We start from the raw sequence: 16915 nt of genomic DNA, 5'->3' as shown, positions 1-16915 counted from the left end.
ACCGACTGAATACCTCCGCGTGTCCGGGGCGCAATGCCCTGCCGCCGCCCTTCTGTGGTTTTTCCTAGGATTTTCCGTGCGGGCCCTTGCGTCGCTGCGGCACCGTGACCGTGATCACGTAGGATGCTACGAATCTACGCGAGTAGAAATTGTGTGCGGGTAGTCTGAAGGAACCTGCTCAGCACCACACACCGGGAGTGCCAGTGGCACGCGTCGTAGTCGACGTCATGCTCAAGCCCGAGATCCTCGACCCCCAGGGCCAGGCGGTGCAGCGTGCACTGCCGAGGCTCGGTTTCGAAGGTATCTCCGACGTACGTCAGGGAAAGCGATTCGAACTGGAAGTTGACGGGCCGGTCGATGAGGCCGCCCTCGCGCGTATCCATGATCTCGCGGAATCCTTCCTCGCCAACACCGTGATCGAGGACTTCACCGTCAAGGTGGAGGAAGCGGCGGAGGCCGTGAAGTGACCGCTCGTATCGGTGTCGTCACTTTCCCGGGCAGCCTCGACGACCGGGACACCCAGCGCGCCATCCGCCTCGCGGGTGCCGAGCCCGTCGCCCTCTGGCACAAGGACAAGGACCTGGGGCAGGTCGACGCCGTGGTGCTGCCGGGCGGTTTCTCCTACGGCGACTATCTGCGCGCCGGGGCCATCTCCCGTTTCTCGCCGGTGATGGAGAGCGTCATCGAGCAGGCGAAGGGCGGTCTGCCCGTCCTCGGCATCTGCAACGGCTTCCAGGTCCTCACCGAGGCCCACCTCCTCCCGGGTGCGATGCTCGGCAACGACCACCTCCACTTCATCTGCCGCGACCAGAAGCTGCGCGTGGAGAACGCGACCACGGCCTGGACCGGCGACTTCCGGAGCGGGCAGGAGATCCACATCCCGCTCAAGAACATGGACGGCCGGTACGTCGCCGACGAGTACACCCTCGACAAGCTGGAGGCCGAGGGCCGGGTCGTCTTCCGGTACCTCGACTTCAACCCCAACGGCTCCCTGCGCGACATCGCCGGCATCACCAACGAGGCCGGGAACGTCGTCGGCCTGATGCCGCACCCCGAGCACGCCGTCGAGTCGCTGATCGGTACCGGTCGTACCGACGGCCTCCCGTTCTTCACCTCGATCCTCAAGAAGCTGGTCAACGCATGAGCCGTAGCCCTCTGGACACGGTCGAGCACGCGGCCGCGACCCCCGACGTCGAGCTGCCCTGGGCCGAACTGGGTCTGAAGAAGGACGAGTACGAGCGGGTCGTCGAGATCCTGGGCCGCCGTCCCACCGGCGCCGAGCTCGCCATGTACTCGGTCATGTGGTCCGAGCACTGCTCGTACAAGTCCTCCAAGGTGCACCTCCGCCAGTTCGGCGAGAAGGCCCCCGAGTCCGACGCCCTGCTCGTGGGCATCGGCGAGAACGCCGGTGTGGTGGACGTCGGCCAGGGCTATGCGGTCACCTTCAAGGTCGAGTCGCACAACCACCCCTCGTACGTCGAGCCCTACCAGGGCGCTGCGACCGGTGTCGGCGGCATCGTGCGCGACATCATCGCGATGGGCGCGCGGCCGGTCGCCGTCGTCGACCCGCTGCGCTTCGGCGCGGCCGACCACCCCGACACCAAGCGGGTGCTGCCGGGCGTCGTGGCCGGCATCGGCGGCTACGGCAACTGCCTCGGCCTGCCCAACATCGGCGGCGAGGTCGTCTTCGACGCCTGCTATCAGGGCAATCCGCTGGTCAACGCCGGTGCCATCGGTGTGATGCGGCACGAGGACATCCACCTCGCCAAGGCGTCGGGCGCGGGCAACAAGGTCGTCCTCTACGGGGCCCGTACCGGCGGCGACGGCATCGGCGGCGCCTCGATCCTGGCCTCCGAGACCTTCGACACTGCATCTGACAGTGCCTCCGGCACGGGCAAGCCCTCCAAGCGCCCCGCCGTGCAGGTCGGCGACCCCTTCCAGGAGAAGCTCCTCATCGAGTGCACCCTGGAGGCCTTCCGGGAGAAGCTGGTCGTCGGCATCCAGGACCTGGGTGCGGCCGGTCTGTCCTGCGCCACCTCCGAGCTGGCCTCGAACGGCTCCGGCGGGATGCGCGTCACCCTGGACGACGTACCGCTGCGCGACTCCACGCTCTCGCCCGAGGAGATCCTCATGAGCGAGTCGCAGGAACGGATGTGCGCGGTCGTCGAGCCGGAGAAGGTCGACCGGTTCCTGGAGATCTGCGAGAAGTGGGATGTCATCGCCACCGTCATCGGTGAGGTGACGGACGGCGACCGCCTGGAGATCTACTGGCACGGCGGGAAGATCGTCGATGTCGACCCGCGCACGGTCGCCCACGAGGGCCCGGTGTACGAGCGCCCGTACGCCCGCCCGGAGTGGCAGGACGCGCTCCAGGCGGACAGCGCCGACAAGCTGCCCCGCCCGGAGACCTCCGAGGAGCTGAGGGCCCAGGTCCTGAAGCTGGTGGCGTCGCCCAACCAGGCGTCCAAGAAGTGGATCACCTCCCAGTACGACCACTTCGTGCAGGGCAACACGGTCCTCGCCCAGCCCGAGGACTCCGGGATGATCCGCATCGACGAGGAGTCCGGGCTCGGCGTCGCCATCGCCACCGACGGCAACGGCCGGTACGCGAAGCTCGACCCCTACACCGGCGCCCAGCTCGCCCTCGCCGAGGCGTACCGCAATGTGGCGACCACCGGTGCCAAGCCGCTGGCCGTCTCGGACTGCCTGAACTTCGGCTCGCCCGAGGACCCGGCCGTCATGTGGCAGTTCGCGGAGGCCGTCCGCGGTCTCGCCGACGGCTGCCTCCAGCTGGGCACCCCGGTGACCGGCGGCAATGTCTCGCTCTACAACCAGACCGGTGAGGCGGCCATCCACCCGACGCCGGTGGTGGCGGTGCTGGGCGTCATCGACGATGTCGCCCGCCGTACGCCCGTCGCCTTCCAGCAGGAGGGCCAGCTGCTCTATCTGCTGGGCGACACCCGCGAGGAGTTCGGCGGTTCGGCCTGGTCGCAGGTCGTCCACGACCACCTCGGCGGTCTGCCCCCCGAGGTAGATCTGGAGCGCGAGCGGCTGCTCGGCGAGATCCTCGTCTCGGCCTCCCGCGACGGCATGATCGACTCCGCGCACGATCTGTCCGACGGCGGCCTGGTCCAGGCCGTGGTCGAGTCCGCGCTGCTCGGCGGCAAGGGCGCACGGCTGATCGTGCCGGACGGGCTCGACGCGTTCACCTTCCTCTTCTCCGAGTCGGCGGGCCGCGCGATCGTCGCGGTGCCGCGCTCCGAGGAGGTCCGCTTCAACGACATGTGCGGGGCCCGCGGACTGCCCGCCACCCGCATCGGCGTCGTGGACGGCGACACCATCGAGCTCCAGGGCGAGTTCGAACTGTCCCTGGAGGACCTGCGCGAGGCCCACGAGAGCACCATCCCGGCGCTGCTCGCCTAGGCCGTCCTCGTCGTTACGAGGTGCGGGCCCCCGCCCGGTTCGCCGGACGGGGGCCCGCACGGCCTCGGGCGAAATGGGCCCCGGCGGCCGTACCCCTGACGGCATAGGGTCGCCCCATGCCCCCGGCCAAGAAGCGCACCCGGACGTACGACCCCGCCAAGACCCGTGCCGCGGTGCTCGCCCAGTACGCCCTGGTACGCCGGGCCGTGGGCGGGCTGAGTCCCGAACAGCTCGCGCTGCCCACCCGGCTGGGCGACTGGCGGGTGCGGGACCTGGTCGCCCATATCGGCATGGCGCTCTCCGCGGTCGGACTGCTGTGCGACCGGCCCGAGCCGGCGCGGCGGGGCGGGGCGCTGCCGGACTGGCCGTCGGCCGTCGCCGTCGATGCCCCGGCCATCGCCGCCCGCGCCCGGGAACTCGCCGAGGACACCCCGGACCCGGGCGCCCAGCTGGACGAGGCCGAACGCCGCTTCACGGCCGCCCTCGCCGAACACCCCGGCAGCCGCCTGCTCGACACCGGCGTCGGCGCGCTGCCGCTGGCCGACTATGTGGTCACCCGCACCGTCGAACTCGTCGTCCACACCGACGATCTGAACGCCGCCCTGCCCGCTCTGGAGATCCCGTACGACCGGGGAGCTCTCGGCGCAGCCACCCGGCTGCTCGCCGACACGCTCGCCGTGCGGGCGCCCGGAGCCTCGACCGAGGTGCGCATCCCGCCGTACGCCGTGGTGCAGTGCGTCGAGGGCCCCCGGCACACCCGCGGGACCCCGCCGAACGTCGTGGAGACCGACCCGCTGACCTGGATCCGGCTGGCGACGGGCCGTACGGACTGGGACACCGCCCTCGCGGACGCCAGGGTCGCCGCGAGCGGCGAACGGGCCGACCTCAGCGGTCTGCTGCCCCTGATGAGCTGACGACCGGGCCGGGCGGCCCGCCGGGAACCGCTCCCGGGCCGTCCCCGTCCCACCGCCATGAACAGGCATCCGGCGGCCCTCGTCGCCCTGACCCTGACGCTGGTCCTGCTGCCGCTCGCGGTGGCCTGCGGGACCGGAGCCCGTTCGGGCGAGAGCCGTTCCACCGGCCCGGACGGCGACCCGCCGGTCATCGGGGTGCACTGGCGCGTGGACAGCCTCACCACCGACGGCATCACCAGGAACGCCCCGGCCGGCGCCTATCTCCGGATCGACGACCACGGCCGGATCAGCGGCAACTACGGCTGCAACAGCTTCCGCGCGCCCGTCACGGTCCGGGGTGACCGCATCGTTCTCGGGCCCGCCGATTCCACCGCGATGGCCTGCGTCGAGGGGAGCGACTTCGAGAGGGCCCTCTCCCGCACGCTCGACGACGGCACACTCACCGCCGAGGTCCACCGGGACCGGCTGACCCTCACCGCCGAGGACGGCACCCGGGTGGACCTCACCGAGGAGAAGGACGCCGCCCTGTACGGCACCACCTGGCGGGTCACCTCCCTGGTGGACGGCGACACCGCCACCTCGGTGCCCGGGGCGGCCGCCGAGCCGGCGTGGTTCACCCTCGACCGCACGGCCGGCACGGTGTCCGGCGGCCTCGGCTGCCATCGGTTCGGGGCGGTCGCGACGGTACGCGACGGCCGTCTCACCACACGTGATCTCAAGGTCACCGGCAAGATGTGCGACGACTCACTCAGGGCCGTCGAGAAGACCCTGATCGGGCTTCTCGGCCGACCGCTCAGCTATCGGATCGATCATCGAAACATCGCGCTGACCAGCGAAGACGGCCAGGGTGTCCAGGCCGTGGCCGAGCCCTGACCCCCGGGGGCCGAGCAGGCCGGAGACCCCCGGAAACCGGTGGCCGGATTCGGATCGGTGCACGATCTCCCCTACACTCGGACCCGTGCCACGTGGTGACGGTCGACTCAATCACGACCTGCTCCCCGGTGAGAAAGGCCCCCAGGACGCGTGCGGCGTCTTCGGTGTCTGGGCTCCGGGAGAAGAGGTCGCAAAACTCACGTACTTCGGGCTCTATGCCCTTCAGCACCGGGGTCAGGAATCCGCGGGTATCGCGGTCAGCAACGGCTCCCAGATCCTCGTCTTCAAGGACATGGGCCTCGTGTCCCAGGTCTTCGACGAGACCTCGCTCGGTTCTCTCCAGGGTCATATCGCGGTCGGACACGCCCGCTACTCGACCACCGGTGCCTCCGTCTGGGAGAACGCCCAGCCGACGTTCCGTGCCACGGCGCACGGCTCCCTCGCGCTCGGCCACAACGGCAACCTGGTCAACACGGCGCAGCTCGCCGAGATGGTCGCCGCTCTCCCCAAGGAGAACGGCCGTGCCACCCAGGTGGCCGCCACCAACGACACCGATCTGGTGACCGCCCTGCTGGCGGGCCAGGTCGACGACGACGGCAAGCCGCTGACCGTCGAAGAGGCGGCGGTCACGGTGCTGCCGCAGGTCAAGGGGGCCTTCTCACTCGTCTTCATGGATGAGGGGACCCTGTACGCGGCCCGTGACCCGCAGGGCATCCGCCCGCTGGTCCTCGGCCGTCTCGAGCGCGGCTGGGTCGTCGCCTCCGAGACCGCCGCGCTGGACATCACGGGCGCCAGCTTCGTCCGCGAGATCGAGCCGGGCGAGTTCGTCGCGATCGACGAGAACGGCCTGCGGACGTCCCGATTCGCGGAAGCGAAGCCTCGCGGCTGTGTCTTCGAGTATGTGTATCTGGCCCGCCCCGACACCGACATCGCCGGCCGGAACGTCTATCTCTCCCGCGTCGAGATGGGCCGCCGCCTCGCGAAGGAGGCTCCGGCCGAGGCCGATCTGGTCATAGCGACGCCCGAGTCCGGAACCCCCGCCGCGGTCGGTTACGCGGAGGCATCCGGGATCCCGTTCGGCTCCGGTCTGGTGAAGAACGCCTATGTGGGCCGCACCTTCATCCAGCCTTCCCAGACGATCCGCCAGCTCGGTATCCGTCTGAAGCTGAACCCGCTGAAGGAAGTCATCAAGGGCAAGCGCCTGGTCGTCGTCGACGACTCGATCGTGCGCGGCAACACCCAGCGGGCGCTGGTGCGGATGCTCCGTGAGGCGGGCGCCGCCGAGATCCACATCCGGATCTCCTCCCCGCCCGTGAAGTGGCCCTGCTTCTTCGGTATCGACTTCGCCACCCGCGCCGAGCTGATCGCCAACGGCATGTCGGTCGAGGAGATCGGCCGTTCCCTGGGCGCGGACTCGCTGGCGTACATCTCCATCGACGGCATGATCGAGGCGACCGCCATCGCCAAGCCGAACCTGTGCCGTGCCTGCTTCGACGGCGAGTACCCGATGGAGCTGCCCGATCCGGAGCTGCTGGGCAAGCAGCTGCTGGAGACCGAGCTGGCGGCCGGTCCGGCCGCCACGGCCGCGGCCGACGCCATACGTCGTCCCTGAGCCCGTACCACCGACCCGAAAGATCCCAGGCATGTCTGCTGTGTCCGACCAGTCGACTCCGTCGACGGGTACCTCCGGCGCCTCCTATGCGGCCGCGGGTGTCGACATCGAGGCGGGCGACCGCGCCGTGGAGCTCATGAAGGAGTGGGTGAGGAAGACGCGGCGGCCCGAGGTCCTCGGCGGCCTCGGCGGTTTCGCCGGCCTCTTCGACGCCTCCGCCCTCAAGCACTACGAGCGCCCGCTGCTCGCCTCCGCCACCGACGGCGTGGGCACCAAGGTCGACATCGCGCGCCGGATGGGCGTCTACGACACCATCGGCCGGGACCTGGTCGCCATGGTCATGGACGACATCGTGGTGTGCGGTGCCGAGCCGCTGTTCATGACCGACTACATCTGCGTCGGCAAGGTCCACCCCGAGCGGGTCGCCGCGATCGTCAAGGGCATCGCCGAGGGCTGTGTACTGGCAGGCTGCGCCCTGGTCGGCGGTGAGACCGCCGAACACCCGGGCCTGCTGGGTCCGGACGACTTCGATGTCGCGGGCGCCGGTACGGGCGTCGTGGAGGCCGACCGGCTGCTCGGTGCCGAGCACATCCGCACGGGTGACGCGGTGATCGCCATGGCGGCCTCCGGTCTTCACTCGAACGGGTACTCCCTCGTCCGGCACGTCCTTCTCGACCGGGCGAAGCTGGATCTCGACCGGCACATCGAGGAGCTCGGCCGCACCCTCGGCGAGGAGCTGCTGGAGCCGACGAAGATCTACTCACTGGACTGCCTGGCGCTGACCCGCACCGCCGAGGTGCATGCCTTCAGCCACATCACGGGTGGCGGTCTCGCGGCCAACCTGGCCCGTGTGATCCCGGACACCCTGCACGCCGTGGTCGACCGCTCGACCTGGACTCCCGCACCGGTGTTCGACCTGGTCGGGAAGACCGGCGAGGTCGAGCGTGCGGAGCTGGAGAAGACCCTGAACATGGGTGTGGGCATGATCGCGATCGTCCCCGGACAGTCCGTGGACGTCGCGCTCGCCGCCCTGGCCGACCGTGGTGTGGACGCCTGGGTCGCCGGTGAGATCACCGACCGTGGCGACCACGGGACCGGCGCAGCCCTGGTGGGGGACTACGCGAGCTGATCCCCGCCGCACAGCACAGAACCCGGTCCGTGGCGAGGCCACGGACCGGGCGGAAGACTGAGGCAGGGGTCAAGCACCGCGGCGTTGCCGCGGAGAACCCTCGTCCTCGTCATCGTCGTCGTCCCCGTACAGGTCGGCGTACCGTGCGTACAGGTCGTCGTCGTGCTCATCGTCCTCGAACCGCTCGCCGTTCGGCGAGGCATTCGACGTCGATGCGCCCAGCTCCTCAGCCAGGCGTGAGAGATCCGTCCCACCGCTGTTGTACTTCAGCTGGCGGGCGACCTTCGTCTGCTTGGCCTTGGCCCGGCCGCGCCCCATGGCTCGACCCCCTCAACGACGGGGCTCGACGGCCCCAGAGTCTTGACACGCGTTCATGATCTGGAACGGACTCTCCGTGGAGAGGCCGTCCGTAGGGCTTCCACGGTACCTGAGCCCGCGGCCATACGGTACGTCGCCCGCAGGACGGGCGTGTGCACCGGACCGTCGAGGCGCCCCGTCCTCGCTGGTCACGGCCGATTTTAACCACTTATCGGCGGACGACCCGCCGATAAGAGTGAGAGTTGTCTCCCCTCCCATCGGCGGGTACCCGTCACACCTGTGCGGTCTTCCCCAGGACCTGTCCCGAACGCGCCTCGGCCATGCGCTGCTCGGCGATCCGGTCGGCCGCGGCGGCCGGCGGAATACCGTCTTCCTTCGCACGTGCGAAGATTGCCAGCGTGGTGTCGAAGATCTTCGACGCCTTCGCCTTGCACCGGTCGAAGTCGAAGCCGTGCAGCTCGTCGGCGACCTGGATGACACCGCCGGCGTTGACGACGTAGTCCGGTGCGTAAAGGATCTTGCGGTCGGCGAGGTCCTTCTCCACACCCGCGTGCGCCAGCTGGTTGTTGGCCGCGCCGCACACCACCTTCGCCGTCAGCACCGGGACGGTGTCGTCGTTCAGCGCCCCGCCCAGCGCGCAGGGGGCGTAGATGTCCAGCCCCTCGGTGCGGATGAGGGCGTCGGTGTCCTCGGCCACGGCGACCTCGGGGTGGGCCTCGGTGATCCGGCGCACGGCATCCGCCCGCACATCCGTGATCACGACCTCGGCGCCGTCCTCCAGCAGGTGCTCGACCAGGTAGTGCCCGACCTTGCCGACGCCCGCGACGCCGACCTTGCGGCCCCGCAGGGTCGGGTCGCCCCACAGATGCTGGGCGGAGGCCCGCATGCCCTGGAAGACGCCGTAGGAGGTCAGCACGGACGAGTCGCCCGCGCCGCCGTTCTCGGGGGAGCGCCCGGTGGTCCAGCGGCACTCCCGCGACACGACGTCCATGTCGGCCACATAGGTGCCGACGTCGCAGGCGGTGACGTACCGGCCGCCGAGGGAGGCCACGAAGCGGCCGTAGGCGAGCAGCAGTTCCTCGGTCTTGATCTGCTCGGGGTCACCGATGATCACGGCCTTGCCGCCGCCGTGCTCGAGGCCGGCCATGGCGTTCTTGTACGACATCCCGCGCGCGAGGTTCAGCGCGTCGGCGACGGCCGCCTCCTCGGTGGCGTAGGGGTAGAAGCGGGTGCCGCCGAGGGCGGGGCCCAGAGCGGTGGAGTGGATCGCGATGACGGCCTTGAGGCCGGTGGCCCGGTCCTGACAGAGCACGACCTGCTCATGACCTCCCTGATCCGACTGGAACAGGGTGTGCAGGACGCCGTCGGTTACGTCGGTCACTGTGGTGACTCCCGAGTGAGTAGCGGCGGTTGTGGGAGGGACCCCGTGCGGGTGGCGGCGCCCCTGGGCATGAGCGTAGAGCGTCTGCGCGGCCACCCGGCGCGCAGTGCCCGGGAACACCCTCCCTCGGAGTACGCCCGGACGGGTTCGTGGGACGATTTGCCATGGTTTTCCACCGTGGCCGGATCCGCCCGGACGGGGTACCGGTCGGGTCCGACGCGGGTTTCCGAGCAGGTCCGATGGGGAGGGAGCAAGGCGTGCCCAAGGTGTCCTCGGTGATCGTCCCGTATGCGTGCTACTTGCGCGTGTACGAACCGCTGGCCGCCTTCCAGGAGCCGGAGCGCCGTCACTGGGAGCGATACGCCCGGCGTCCGGACCGTCCCTCGTACCAGGACGAACTGCGCCGCTCCCTGGCCGACTTGGTGCCGACCCCGCCGGTTCCGGTCCCGGTGCACGAGAGTAGCGACGCCTTTGTCACGGAGATCGACGGGGCCCTGTGCGTCTGCCCCTGGCGGACCCGGCTGCGCGGCTGGCAGGCGCTGGAGGGCCTGTCGCACGAGCTGCCCGCGCCGGTGCTGGACGCGGTGCTGCCGCCGGTGGTGCGCCGCCAGGCATCCCAGGACTACGAGCGCTGGCTTGCCCGCAACCCGGACGCGCGGCCCTGGATCCGCACGGCGACCTGGCAGGTGCCGCTGAACTGGTTCGTGCTGGTCTCGGACGAGGAGCGGCGCTACGACACGGGGTCCGCCGGGGTGCCGCCGATGCTGCGCTACCGCACGCCCATGGTGCAGGCCAGGCGGCGCACCGCGCGGGCGTTGCGGACGCTCAAGGAGGCGATCGACGAGGGGCCGCTCATCGAGGGGCTGGTCGATGTGGGGCGGTGGCTGGAGGAGTTCCATCCGCGGTCGCTGGTCGAGCTGGACTACGGCGGGCTGGTCCATGTGCTGTCGGCGGCGGAACTGGACGAGGACCACTCGGCCGCGGATGTCGCCGAGGGCATCGAGGCCCTGCGGCTGGGGGACGCGGACGCGGCGGGGGAGGCGTACGGCAGACTGGCGGGGCGCTGGCGGGCCGTACGGGACCGCCGGTCGGCGAACTGAGGGCGCCGCGGGTCGGGTCCGTCCTCGGGGTTACGGTGCTCGGGTACGAGGTTCGGGCGCGAGGTTCGGGTGCGGGGATGCGCGAACTGTGACCCACAAGACATAGTGAAGTCGCAACCTTTGGCCCTTGGTTGACGTACTCAAGATCAGGACGATGGACGTAGGTCCCGATCCGGGCTTTTCCTGCCAAGCGTGATGGACCGCACTTACGCGGACCTTGCGTCTTACGGCCCTCCTCGTGCCAAAATAGGACAAGGAGCCCGGGGAGGGCTCCCTCTGCTCATGTATGGGTGGAAGCTCCGCATTGCCCGCTTTGGGGGGTCTGACGCCTCCTGATCGCCCTGTGACTGATCGTCACAGTGGCGTGACTGTCCGCTATGGCATGGTCCATCGGCATCCGTCGCTGATGAACACCTGGGAGGGCAATTCCATCGGTTTGGCCGACGCGGCTGGACAGATGGTGTAGTTGTAGTGCCGAGGACAAGCCGTTCGTCCTATAACCGACTCGACCCGCGTCCGCCATTTCGGGCAACGCGGGTCAAGGTGCAGAATTTAGAGGAAAGAACCGAGAAGGTTCGGTTCTCCCGAGGAGGCCGCTCATGACCGCTCGCACCCCCGATGCCGAGCCGCTGCTGACCCCGGCTGAGGTCGCCACCATGTTCCGTGTCGACCCCAAGACGGTTACGCGGTGGGCGAAGGCCGGCAAGCTCACGTCGATCCGCACGCTCGGCGGGCACCGCCGTTACCGCGAGGCTGAGGTCCGCGCTCTGCTCGCGGGCATTCCGCAGCAGCGCAGCGAGGCCTGAAGCATCGCATAACCGGACAGAGGGGTAAGTCCCCAACTCACCTCGACGTCTGGGCCCCAGCTCCAAGCGACGTGGGTTCTGCCCCAACAGAACCCTCTCCCGAGGTCATCAGAGGCACGACAAGGGTGCGTCGTCGATCGCGCCGGACTCAGCCGAGTCCGGCGCGATCTTTTTTGTGCTCGGAATGAGCATCCGACGGCGGTCCGTGAGCGGCCTTGTCGGAGTCTGGGGAGGGGTGTCGGATCTCCGGGTTCCCGGGCCTCCAAGTAGGGTGCAATTGCACATATTAAATTGACTGTGTGTAGGAGGGGGGTAAGTTCTGTGCTTCCCAAAACTTATGCGGTGACACCCGTCACACGTCACAGTCCTTGTTGCGCTCATGAAGTCTTTGCTAGAGGAACACGGCTCTGTGGAGCGGGCGTTGGGGAACCCGTACGTCAGAGGTGCCCACCCGGAGGGGTTTCGAATCTTCCGATCCGCGGCCGGCTTCCGGCGCGCGGGGGCGGCGCGCGGTGACCTGGGTCACGCCCCGGAGGGGTCGTCGTCCCGGGGAACGCTCTCGGGGGTGTCCTCGCCGCGCTGTGCGGGTTCCATGGCCAGACGCAGGAGTTGAAGACAGACGGGGCAACGGGGCGTCAGATGCCGGTATCCGGAGGCGGCGGACAGGTGGGCGCGGAGCAGGGCGCGCGTCTCGTGCCGGGCGTACGCCGCCATACGACACCTCCCCCCCCGGGGCCCGGACGGCCGGGACCCCCATGCTTCTGGCGTAGCGGCGGAGGGTGGTCCCGTCAAGACGGCTCGGCGGGCGTGGGTGGCCGTTCAGGACAGCCGCCGGCCGCCTCGGGCGCCAATTGATCATGGGACCCGTCGGAGGGCACTGGAGCCCTCTTCTCGGGTGCTCTCGGGGGGACTTGGCGGCGGGACGGCGAACGGGCGGCGTAACCCGTACATGCGTCCCTCCGGTCCGCCCCGTCCTCGTCCGACGGGCCGACGGGTCATCGGGTCGCGTCGTCGGGTCGTCGGCCCGTCGGGTCGGAACACGAAGAAGCCCCGCACCTCAAGGGTGCGGGGCTCTCATGATGCGGTCCTGACGGGATTTGAACCCGCGGCCTCCACCTTGACAGGGTGGCGAGCACTCCAAGCTGCTCCACAGGACCAAGCTCGCGACGCCCGCCCTGGTGCCGGAGACCGGTTCCGTGTGCGGTGCGCTGCGAGAAGAGACTGTACAGGAGGGTGAGCGCCCGGTCGAACTCACCCCCTGTGCGCACATCGCTACGGAACCGCCGCGTCGATCGCCTTCACGATCCGTTTGTCGGAGACCGGATACGCCGTGCCCAGCGCATGCGCGAAATAGCTCACCCGCAGCTCCTCGATCATCCAGCGGATGTCCAGCACCGCGGAGGGGACGGGGCGGCCCTGCGGCAACTGCTCCAGCAGCCAGGCGTACTCGTCCCGCATCTCGTGGACCTTGGCCATACGCGTGGTGTCCCGCTGGACATTGGTCGGCATCTGCTGGAGCCGGCGGTCCGCGGCGATCAGATAGCGCATCAGATCGGGCAGCCGCCGTATCTCCACCTCCGTGACGAAGCCGGGCCTGACGAGGGCGTCCAGCTGTGTGCGGACGTCCGTCAGGTTCGGCAGCAGGGCGGGGCTGCGCACGGCCTTCAGACGGCGCTCACAGGCCCCCCAAGCGGCCAGTACCTGCTGCACCTGCCCGACCGTGCGGACCGTGGTGTCGACGATCTCCGCGCGCACCCTGTCGTACAGCTTCCGGTAGGACTCCTCGTCCCACGCCGGTCCCCCGAAGTCCCCGATCAGCTTGTCCGCGGCCGCCCGGGCGCAGTCGTCGAACAGGGCCTGGACGGAACCGTGCGGGTTCGCGGACAGCGCGAGCTTCTGGGCGTTCGTCAGCTTCTCGGACGCGAACTTCGCCGGGTTCACCGGGATGTTCCGCAGGATCAGGCGCCGGGTGCCCTGCCACATCGCCTGCGCCTGCTCCTCCTCCGTGTCGAAGAGCCGTACGGAGACCGTGTCGCCGTCGTTGACCAGGGCCGGGTAGGCCTTCACCGGGTGGCCGGCCCGCCGGGTCTCGAAGACCCGGCTGAGGGAGCCGATGGTCCAGTCGGTCAGCCCCGTGCGTTCCAGGGACTCGCCGCCCTGCCGTTCGGCCGTGGCCGCCGCGGCCTTCGACAGGGCCTGGCGCGCCTTCGGCTTCAGCCGCAGCTTCAGCGCCTCCAGGTCCTTGTCCTCGGCCAGCTTCCGGCGCCGCTCGTCGACGATCCGGAAGGTGATCGTGAGATGGTCGGGCACCTTGGACAGATCGAAGTCGTCCGCCTCGAACGGCACACCGACCATGCGCCTCAGCTCCCGGGCCATGGTCACGGTCAGCGGTTCCTGGAGGGGCACCGCGGTGTCCAGGAACGCCTTCGCGTAGTTCGGTGCCGGGACGTAGTTGCGGCGGATCGGCTTGGGGAGCGACCGGATCAGCTCGGTGACCAGTTCCTCCCGCAGACCGGGGATCTGCCAGTCGAAGCCCTCGGCCGTGACCTGGTTGAGGACCTGCAGCGGAATGTGGACCGTCACGCCGTCCGCGTCCGCGCCCGGCTCGAACTGGTAGGTGACCTTGAACTTCAGCCGTCCCTGGCGCCAGGAGTCGGGGTAGTCGTCCTTGGTGACCCGGCCCGCCTTCTCGTTGATGAGCATCTCGCGCTCGAAGTCGAGGAAGTCGGGCTGTTCGTGGCGTTTGTGCTTCCACCAGGAGTCGAAGTGCGCCCCGGACACCACATGGTCCGGCACCCGCTGGTCGTAGAAGTCGAACAGCGTCTCGTCGTCGACCAGGATGTCCCGGCGCCGGGCGCGGTGCTCCAGCTCCTCGACCTCGGTCAGCAGCTTTCGGTTGTCGGCGAAGAACTTGTGGTGGGTGCGCCAGTCGCCCTCGACGAGCGCGTTGCGGATGAACAGCTCACGGCTGGCCTCCGGGTCGATACGGCCGTAGTTCACCTTGCGCTGGGCGACGATCGGCACCCCGTACAGGGTGACCTTCTCGTACGCCATCACGGCCGCCTGGTCCTTCTCCCAGTGCGGTTCGCTGTACGTCCGCTTGAGGAGGTGGCCGGCGAGCGGTTCGACCCACTCGGGCTCGATCCTGGCGTTGACCCGCGCCCACAGCCGGGAGGTCTCCACCAGCTCGGCGGACATCACCAGACGCGGGGGCTTCTTGAACAGGGACGAGCCCGGGAAGATCGCGAACTTGGCGTTGCGGGCCCCGAGGTACTCGTTGCGCCCGCCGTCCCTGCGCGTGGCGGGGCCGGAGTCCTTGGACTCCTTCACATCCTTCAGACCGATGTGCGAGAGCAGGCCGGCCAGGAGCGAGATGTGGATGCGGTCGGCCGGTGCGTCCTGCTCGTCGAGGTGGATGCCCATCTGCTTGGCGACCGTGCGCAGCTGGGTGTAGATGTCCTGCCATTCGCGGATGCGCAGGAAGTTCAGATACTCCTGCTTGCACATCCGGCGGAAGGACGAGGAACCGCGCTCCTTCTGCTGCTCGCGGAGATACCGCCAGAGGTTGAGATAGGCGAGGAAGTCGCTGGTCTCGTCCTTGAAGCGGGCGTGCTGCTGGTCGGCCTGGGCCTGCTTGTCGGCGGGGCGCTCGCGCGGGTCCTGGATGGACAGGGCGGCGGCGACGACCATGACCTCGCGGGCACAGCCGTTGCGGTCCGCCTCCAGGACCATGCGCGCCAGCCGCGGGTCCACCGGGAGCTGGGCGAGCTTGCGGCCGGTGTCGGTGAGGCGCTTGCGCGGGTCCTTCTGGGCGGGGTCCAGTGCGCCCAGTTCCTCGAGGAGCTGGACACCGTCACGGATGTTGCGGTGGTCCGGCGGGTCGATGAAGGGGAACTTCTCGATCTCTCCGAGGCCGGCCGCGGTCATCTGGAGGATGACGGAGGCGAGATTGGTACGGAGGATCTCGGCGTCGGTGAACTCCGGGCGTGCGGTGAAGTCCTCCTCGGAGTACAGACGGATGCAGATGCCGTCCGAGGTGCGGCCGCAGCGGCCCTTGCGCTGATTGGCGCTCGCCTGGGAGACCGGCTCGATGGGCAGGCGCTGGACCTTGGTGCGGTGGCTGTAGCGCGAGATGCGGGCGAAGCCGGGGTCGATGACGTATTTGATGCCCGGGACGGTCAGCGAGGTCTCGGCGACGTTCGTGGCCAGGACGATCCTGCGTCCCGTGTGCGGCTGGAAGACGCGGTGCTGCTCGGCGTGGGAGAGCCGCGCGTACAGGGGCAGGATCTCCGTGAATCGGTACTGCTTCTTGATCAGCGCGTCGGCGGTGTCCCGGATCTCCCGCTCACCGGAGAGGAAGACGAGGATGTCGCCCTTGCCCTCGCCCATGAGTTCCTCGACGGCGTCCGTGATCGCGGTGATCTGGTCGCGGTCGGCGTCCTCGGAGTCCTCCTCCAGGAGGGGGCGGTAGCGCACCTCCACCGGGTAGGTGCGGCCGCTGACCTCGACGATCGGCGCGTCCCCGAAGTGCCGGGAGAAGCGCTCGGGGTCGATCGTGGCCGAGGTGATGACGACCTTGAGGTCCGGGCGGCGGGGGAGGAGCTGGGCGAGATAGCCGAGCAGGAAGTCGATGTTGAGGGACCGCTCATGGGCCTCGTCGATGATGATCGTGTCGTAGGCGCGCAGCTCCCGGTCCGTCTGGATCTCGGCGAGCAGGATGCCGTCCGTCATCAGTTTGACGAAGGTGGAGTCCGGGCTGACCTGGTCGGTGAAGCGCACCTTCCAGCCGACGGCCTCGCCGAGCGGGGAGTCCAGCTCCTCGGCCACCCGCTCCGCCACGGTGCGGGCGGCGATACGGCGGGGCTGGGTGTGGCCGATCATGCCACGCACCCCGCGGCCGAGTTCGAGACAGATCTTGGGGATCTGGGTGGTCTTGCCCGAGCCGGTCTCACCGGCCACGATCACGACCTGGTGGTCGCGTATGGCGGCGGCGATCTCGTCCTTCTTCTGGCTGACCGGCAGCTGCTCGGGATAGCTGACGGCGGGGACGCGGGCGGCGCGGCCGGCGATCCTCTCCTCGGCCTTGGCGACCTCCGCCTCGATCTCGGCGAGTACGGCGGCCCGGGCCTCGGGGTTGCGGATCTTGCGCGCGCCTTCGAGCCTGCGGCCGAGACGCTGCGTGTCGCGCAGTGACAGCTCGCTCAGGCGGGGGGCGAGGGTGCCGAGCGTGGGGGCGGGATGCGTAGACATACGTCGCCCAGGATCTCATCCCGGCGAAATCCATGGCTAACGATTTGACTCCGGCGGTTCGGCCGGGGGTCCCGGGCGACCGTGGGGCGTGTGCGGGAGGGCGCTTGGC

Annotated in this window: 13 protein-coding genes and 1 tRNA gene; 9 read left to right on the top strand and 5 right to left on the bottom strand. The window is 69.4% G+C overall.

Going from position 1 to position 16915, the window contains the following annotated elements:
- Positions 1-203: 203 nt before the first annotated feature.
- The 7 genes from purS (at position 204) to purM (ending at position 7951) form a co-directional block, all read left to right on the top strand.
- Positions 204-467, top strand: a complete 264-nt coding sequence (gene purS, locus CP978_RS16680) for a phosphoribosylformylglycinamidine synthase subunit PurS (protein ID WP_043441747.1) — start codon at positions 204-206, stop codon at positions 465-467.
- The gene (gene purQ, locus CP978_RS16675; protein WP_043441745.1) at positions 464-1144 is read left to right on the top strand and encodes a phosphoribosylformylglycinamidine synthase subunit PurQ; all 681 of its coding nucleotides are present in this window, start codon (positions 464-466) and stop codon (positions 1142-1144) included. Before purS ends, purQ begins: the two co-directional genes overlap by 4 nt.
- Entirely contained in the window at positions 1141-3423 is a 2283-nt protein-coding gene (gene purL / locus CP978_RS16670) for a phosphoribosylformylglycinamidine synthase subunit PurL (RefSeq protein ID WP_043441742.1), read from the top strand. Before purQ ends, purL begins: the two co-directional genes overlap by 4 nt.
- 116 nt (positions 3424-3539) lie before the next feature.
- Positions 3540-4337 carry a maleylpyruvate isomerase family mycothiol-dependent enzyme gene (locus CP978_RS16665; protein ID WP_043441738.1) on the top strand — a complete coding sequence of 266 codons (798 nt, stop codon included), beginning with the start codon at positions 3540-3542 and terminating at the stop codon, positions 4335-4337.
- Positions 4338-4394: 57 nt separating this feature from the next.
- Positions 4395-5210 carry an META domain-containing protein gene (locus CP978_RS16660; RefSeq protein WP_043441735.1) on the top strand — a complete coding sequence of 272 codons (816 nt, stop codon included), beginning with the start codon at positions 4395-4397 and terminating at the stop codon, positions 5208-5210.
- An 85-nt stretch (positions 5211-5295) separates the two neighbouring features.
- Complete coding sequence (gene purF, locus CP978_RS16655) at positions 5296-6822, top strand: amidophosphoribosyltransferase (protein WP_043441732.1); 1527 nt, start codon at positions 5296-5298, stop codon at positions 6820-6822.
- Between the two features lie 31 nt (positions 6823-6853).
- A complete protein-coding gene (gene purM / locus CP978_RS16650) occupies positions 6854-7951 on the top strand; it encodes a phosphoribosylformylglycinamidine cyclo-ligase (RefSeq protein ID WP_174498643.1) in 1098 nt (365 codons plus the stop codon).
- Between the two features lie 69 nt (positions 7952-8020).
- Here the strand turns inward: purM and CP978_RS16645 are convergent, their stop codons facing one another.
- Together CP978_RS16645 and CP978_RS16640 are read right to left on the bottom strand one after the other, a co-directional pair.
- A complete protein-coding gene (locus CP978_RS16645) occupies positions 8021-8269 on the bottom strand; it encodes a DUF3073 domain-containing protein (RefSeq protein ID WP_043441727.1) in 249 nt (82 codons plus the stop codon).
- Between the two features lie 271 nt (positions 8270-8540).
- Positions 8541-9650 carry a Leu/Phe/Val dehydrogenase gene (locus tag CP978_RS16640; RefSeq protein ID WP_043441724.1) on the bottom strand — a complete coding sequence of 370 codons (1110 nt, stop codon included), beginning with the start codon at positions 9648-9650 and terminating at the stop codon, positions 8541-8543.
- Between the two features lie 257 nt (positions 9651-9907).
- Here CP978_RS16640 and CP978_RS16635 point away from each other — a divergent pair, with 257 nt between their 5' ends.
- Both CP978_RS16635 and bldC read left to right on the top strand, forming a co-directional pair.
- Positions 9908-10750, top strand: a complete 843-nt coding sequence (locus tag CP978_RS16635; RefSeq protein ID WP_043441721.1) for a DUF8083 family protein — start codon at positions 9908-9910, stop codon at positions 10748-10750.
- 599 nt (positions 10751-11349) lie between these two features.
- Positions 11350-11556: a developmental transcriptional regulator BldC gene (gene bldC, locus CP978_RS16630; protein WP_003949541.1), complete on the top strand. Its 207-nt coding sequence runs from the start codon at positions 11350-11352 to the stop codon at positions 11554-11556.
- A gap of 522 nt (positions 11557-12078) precedes the next feature.
- Here the strand turns inward: bldC and CP978_RS16625 are convergent.
- From CP978_RS16625 to hrpA, 3 genes are all read right to left on the bottom strand, one after another.
- Positions 12079-12270 carry a DUF6274 family protein gene (locus CP978_RS16625; RefSeq protein WP_043441718.1) on the bottom strand — a complete coding sequence of 64 codons (192 nt, stop codon included), beginning with the start codon at positions 12268-12270 and terminating at the stop codon, positions 12079-12081.
- A gap of 368 nt (positions 12271-12638) precedes the next feature.
- Positions 12639-12713 (bottom strand) — tRNA-Asp (locus tag CP978_RS16620).
- A gap of 115 nt (positions 12714-12828) precedes the next feature.
- Entirely contained in the window at positions 12829-16806 is a 3978-nt protein-coding gene (hrpA, locus tag CP978_RS16615; protein WP_043441715.1) for an ATP-dependent RNA helicase HrpA, read from the bottom strand.
- Positions 16807-16915 lie beyond the last annotated feature (109 nt).

The organism is Streptomyces nodosus (assembly GCF_008704995.1).
GTDB classification, from domain to species: Bacteria; Actinomycetota; Actinomycetes; order Streptomycetales; family Streptomycetaceae; genus Streptomyces; species Streptomyces nodosus.
This window is presented reverse-complemented; position numbering and strand designations above follow the sequence as displayed.

Excerpts from the sequence above, each read along its gene's own strand:
- purM (WP_174498643.1), top strand. The coding sequence starts at position 6,854 with ATGTCTGCTGTGTCCGACCAGTCGACTCCGTCGACGGGTACCTCCGGC.
- CP978_RS16645 (WP_043441727.1), bottom strand. The coding sequence starts at position 8,269 with ATGGGGCGCGGCCGGGCCAAGGCCAAGCAGACGAAGGTCGCCCGCCAG.
- CP978_RS16660 (WP_043441735.1), top strand. The coding sequence starts at position 4,395 with ATGAACAGGCATCCGGCGGCCCTCGTCGCCCTGACCCTGACGCTGGTC.
- bldC (WP_003949541.1), top strand. The coding sequence starts at position 11,350 with ATGACCGCTCGCACCCCCGATGCCGAGCCGCTGCTGACCCCGGCTGAG.
- CP978_RS16625 (WP_043441718.1), bottom strand. The coding sequence starts at position 12,270 with ATGGCGGCGTACGCCCGGCACGAGACGCGCGCCCTGCTCCGCGCCCAC.
- purL (WP_043441742.1), top strand. The coding sequence starts at position 1,141 with ATGAGCCGTAGCCCTCTGGACACGGTCGAGCACGCGGCCGCGACCCCC.
- hrpA (WP_043441715.1), bottom strand. The coding sequence starts at position 16,806 with ATGTCTACGCATCCCGCCCCCACGCTCGGCACCCTCGCCCCCCGCCTG.
- CP978_RS16665 (WP_043441738.1), top strand. The coding sequence starts at position 3,540 with ATGCCCCCGGCCAAGAAGCGCACCCGGACGTACGACCCCGCCAAGACC.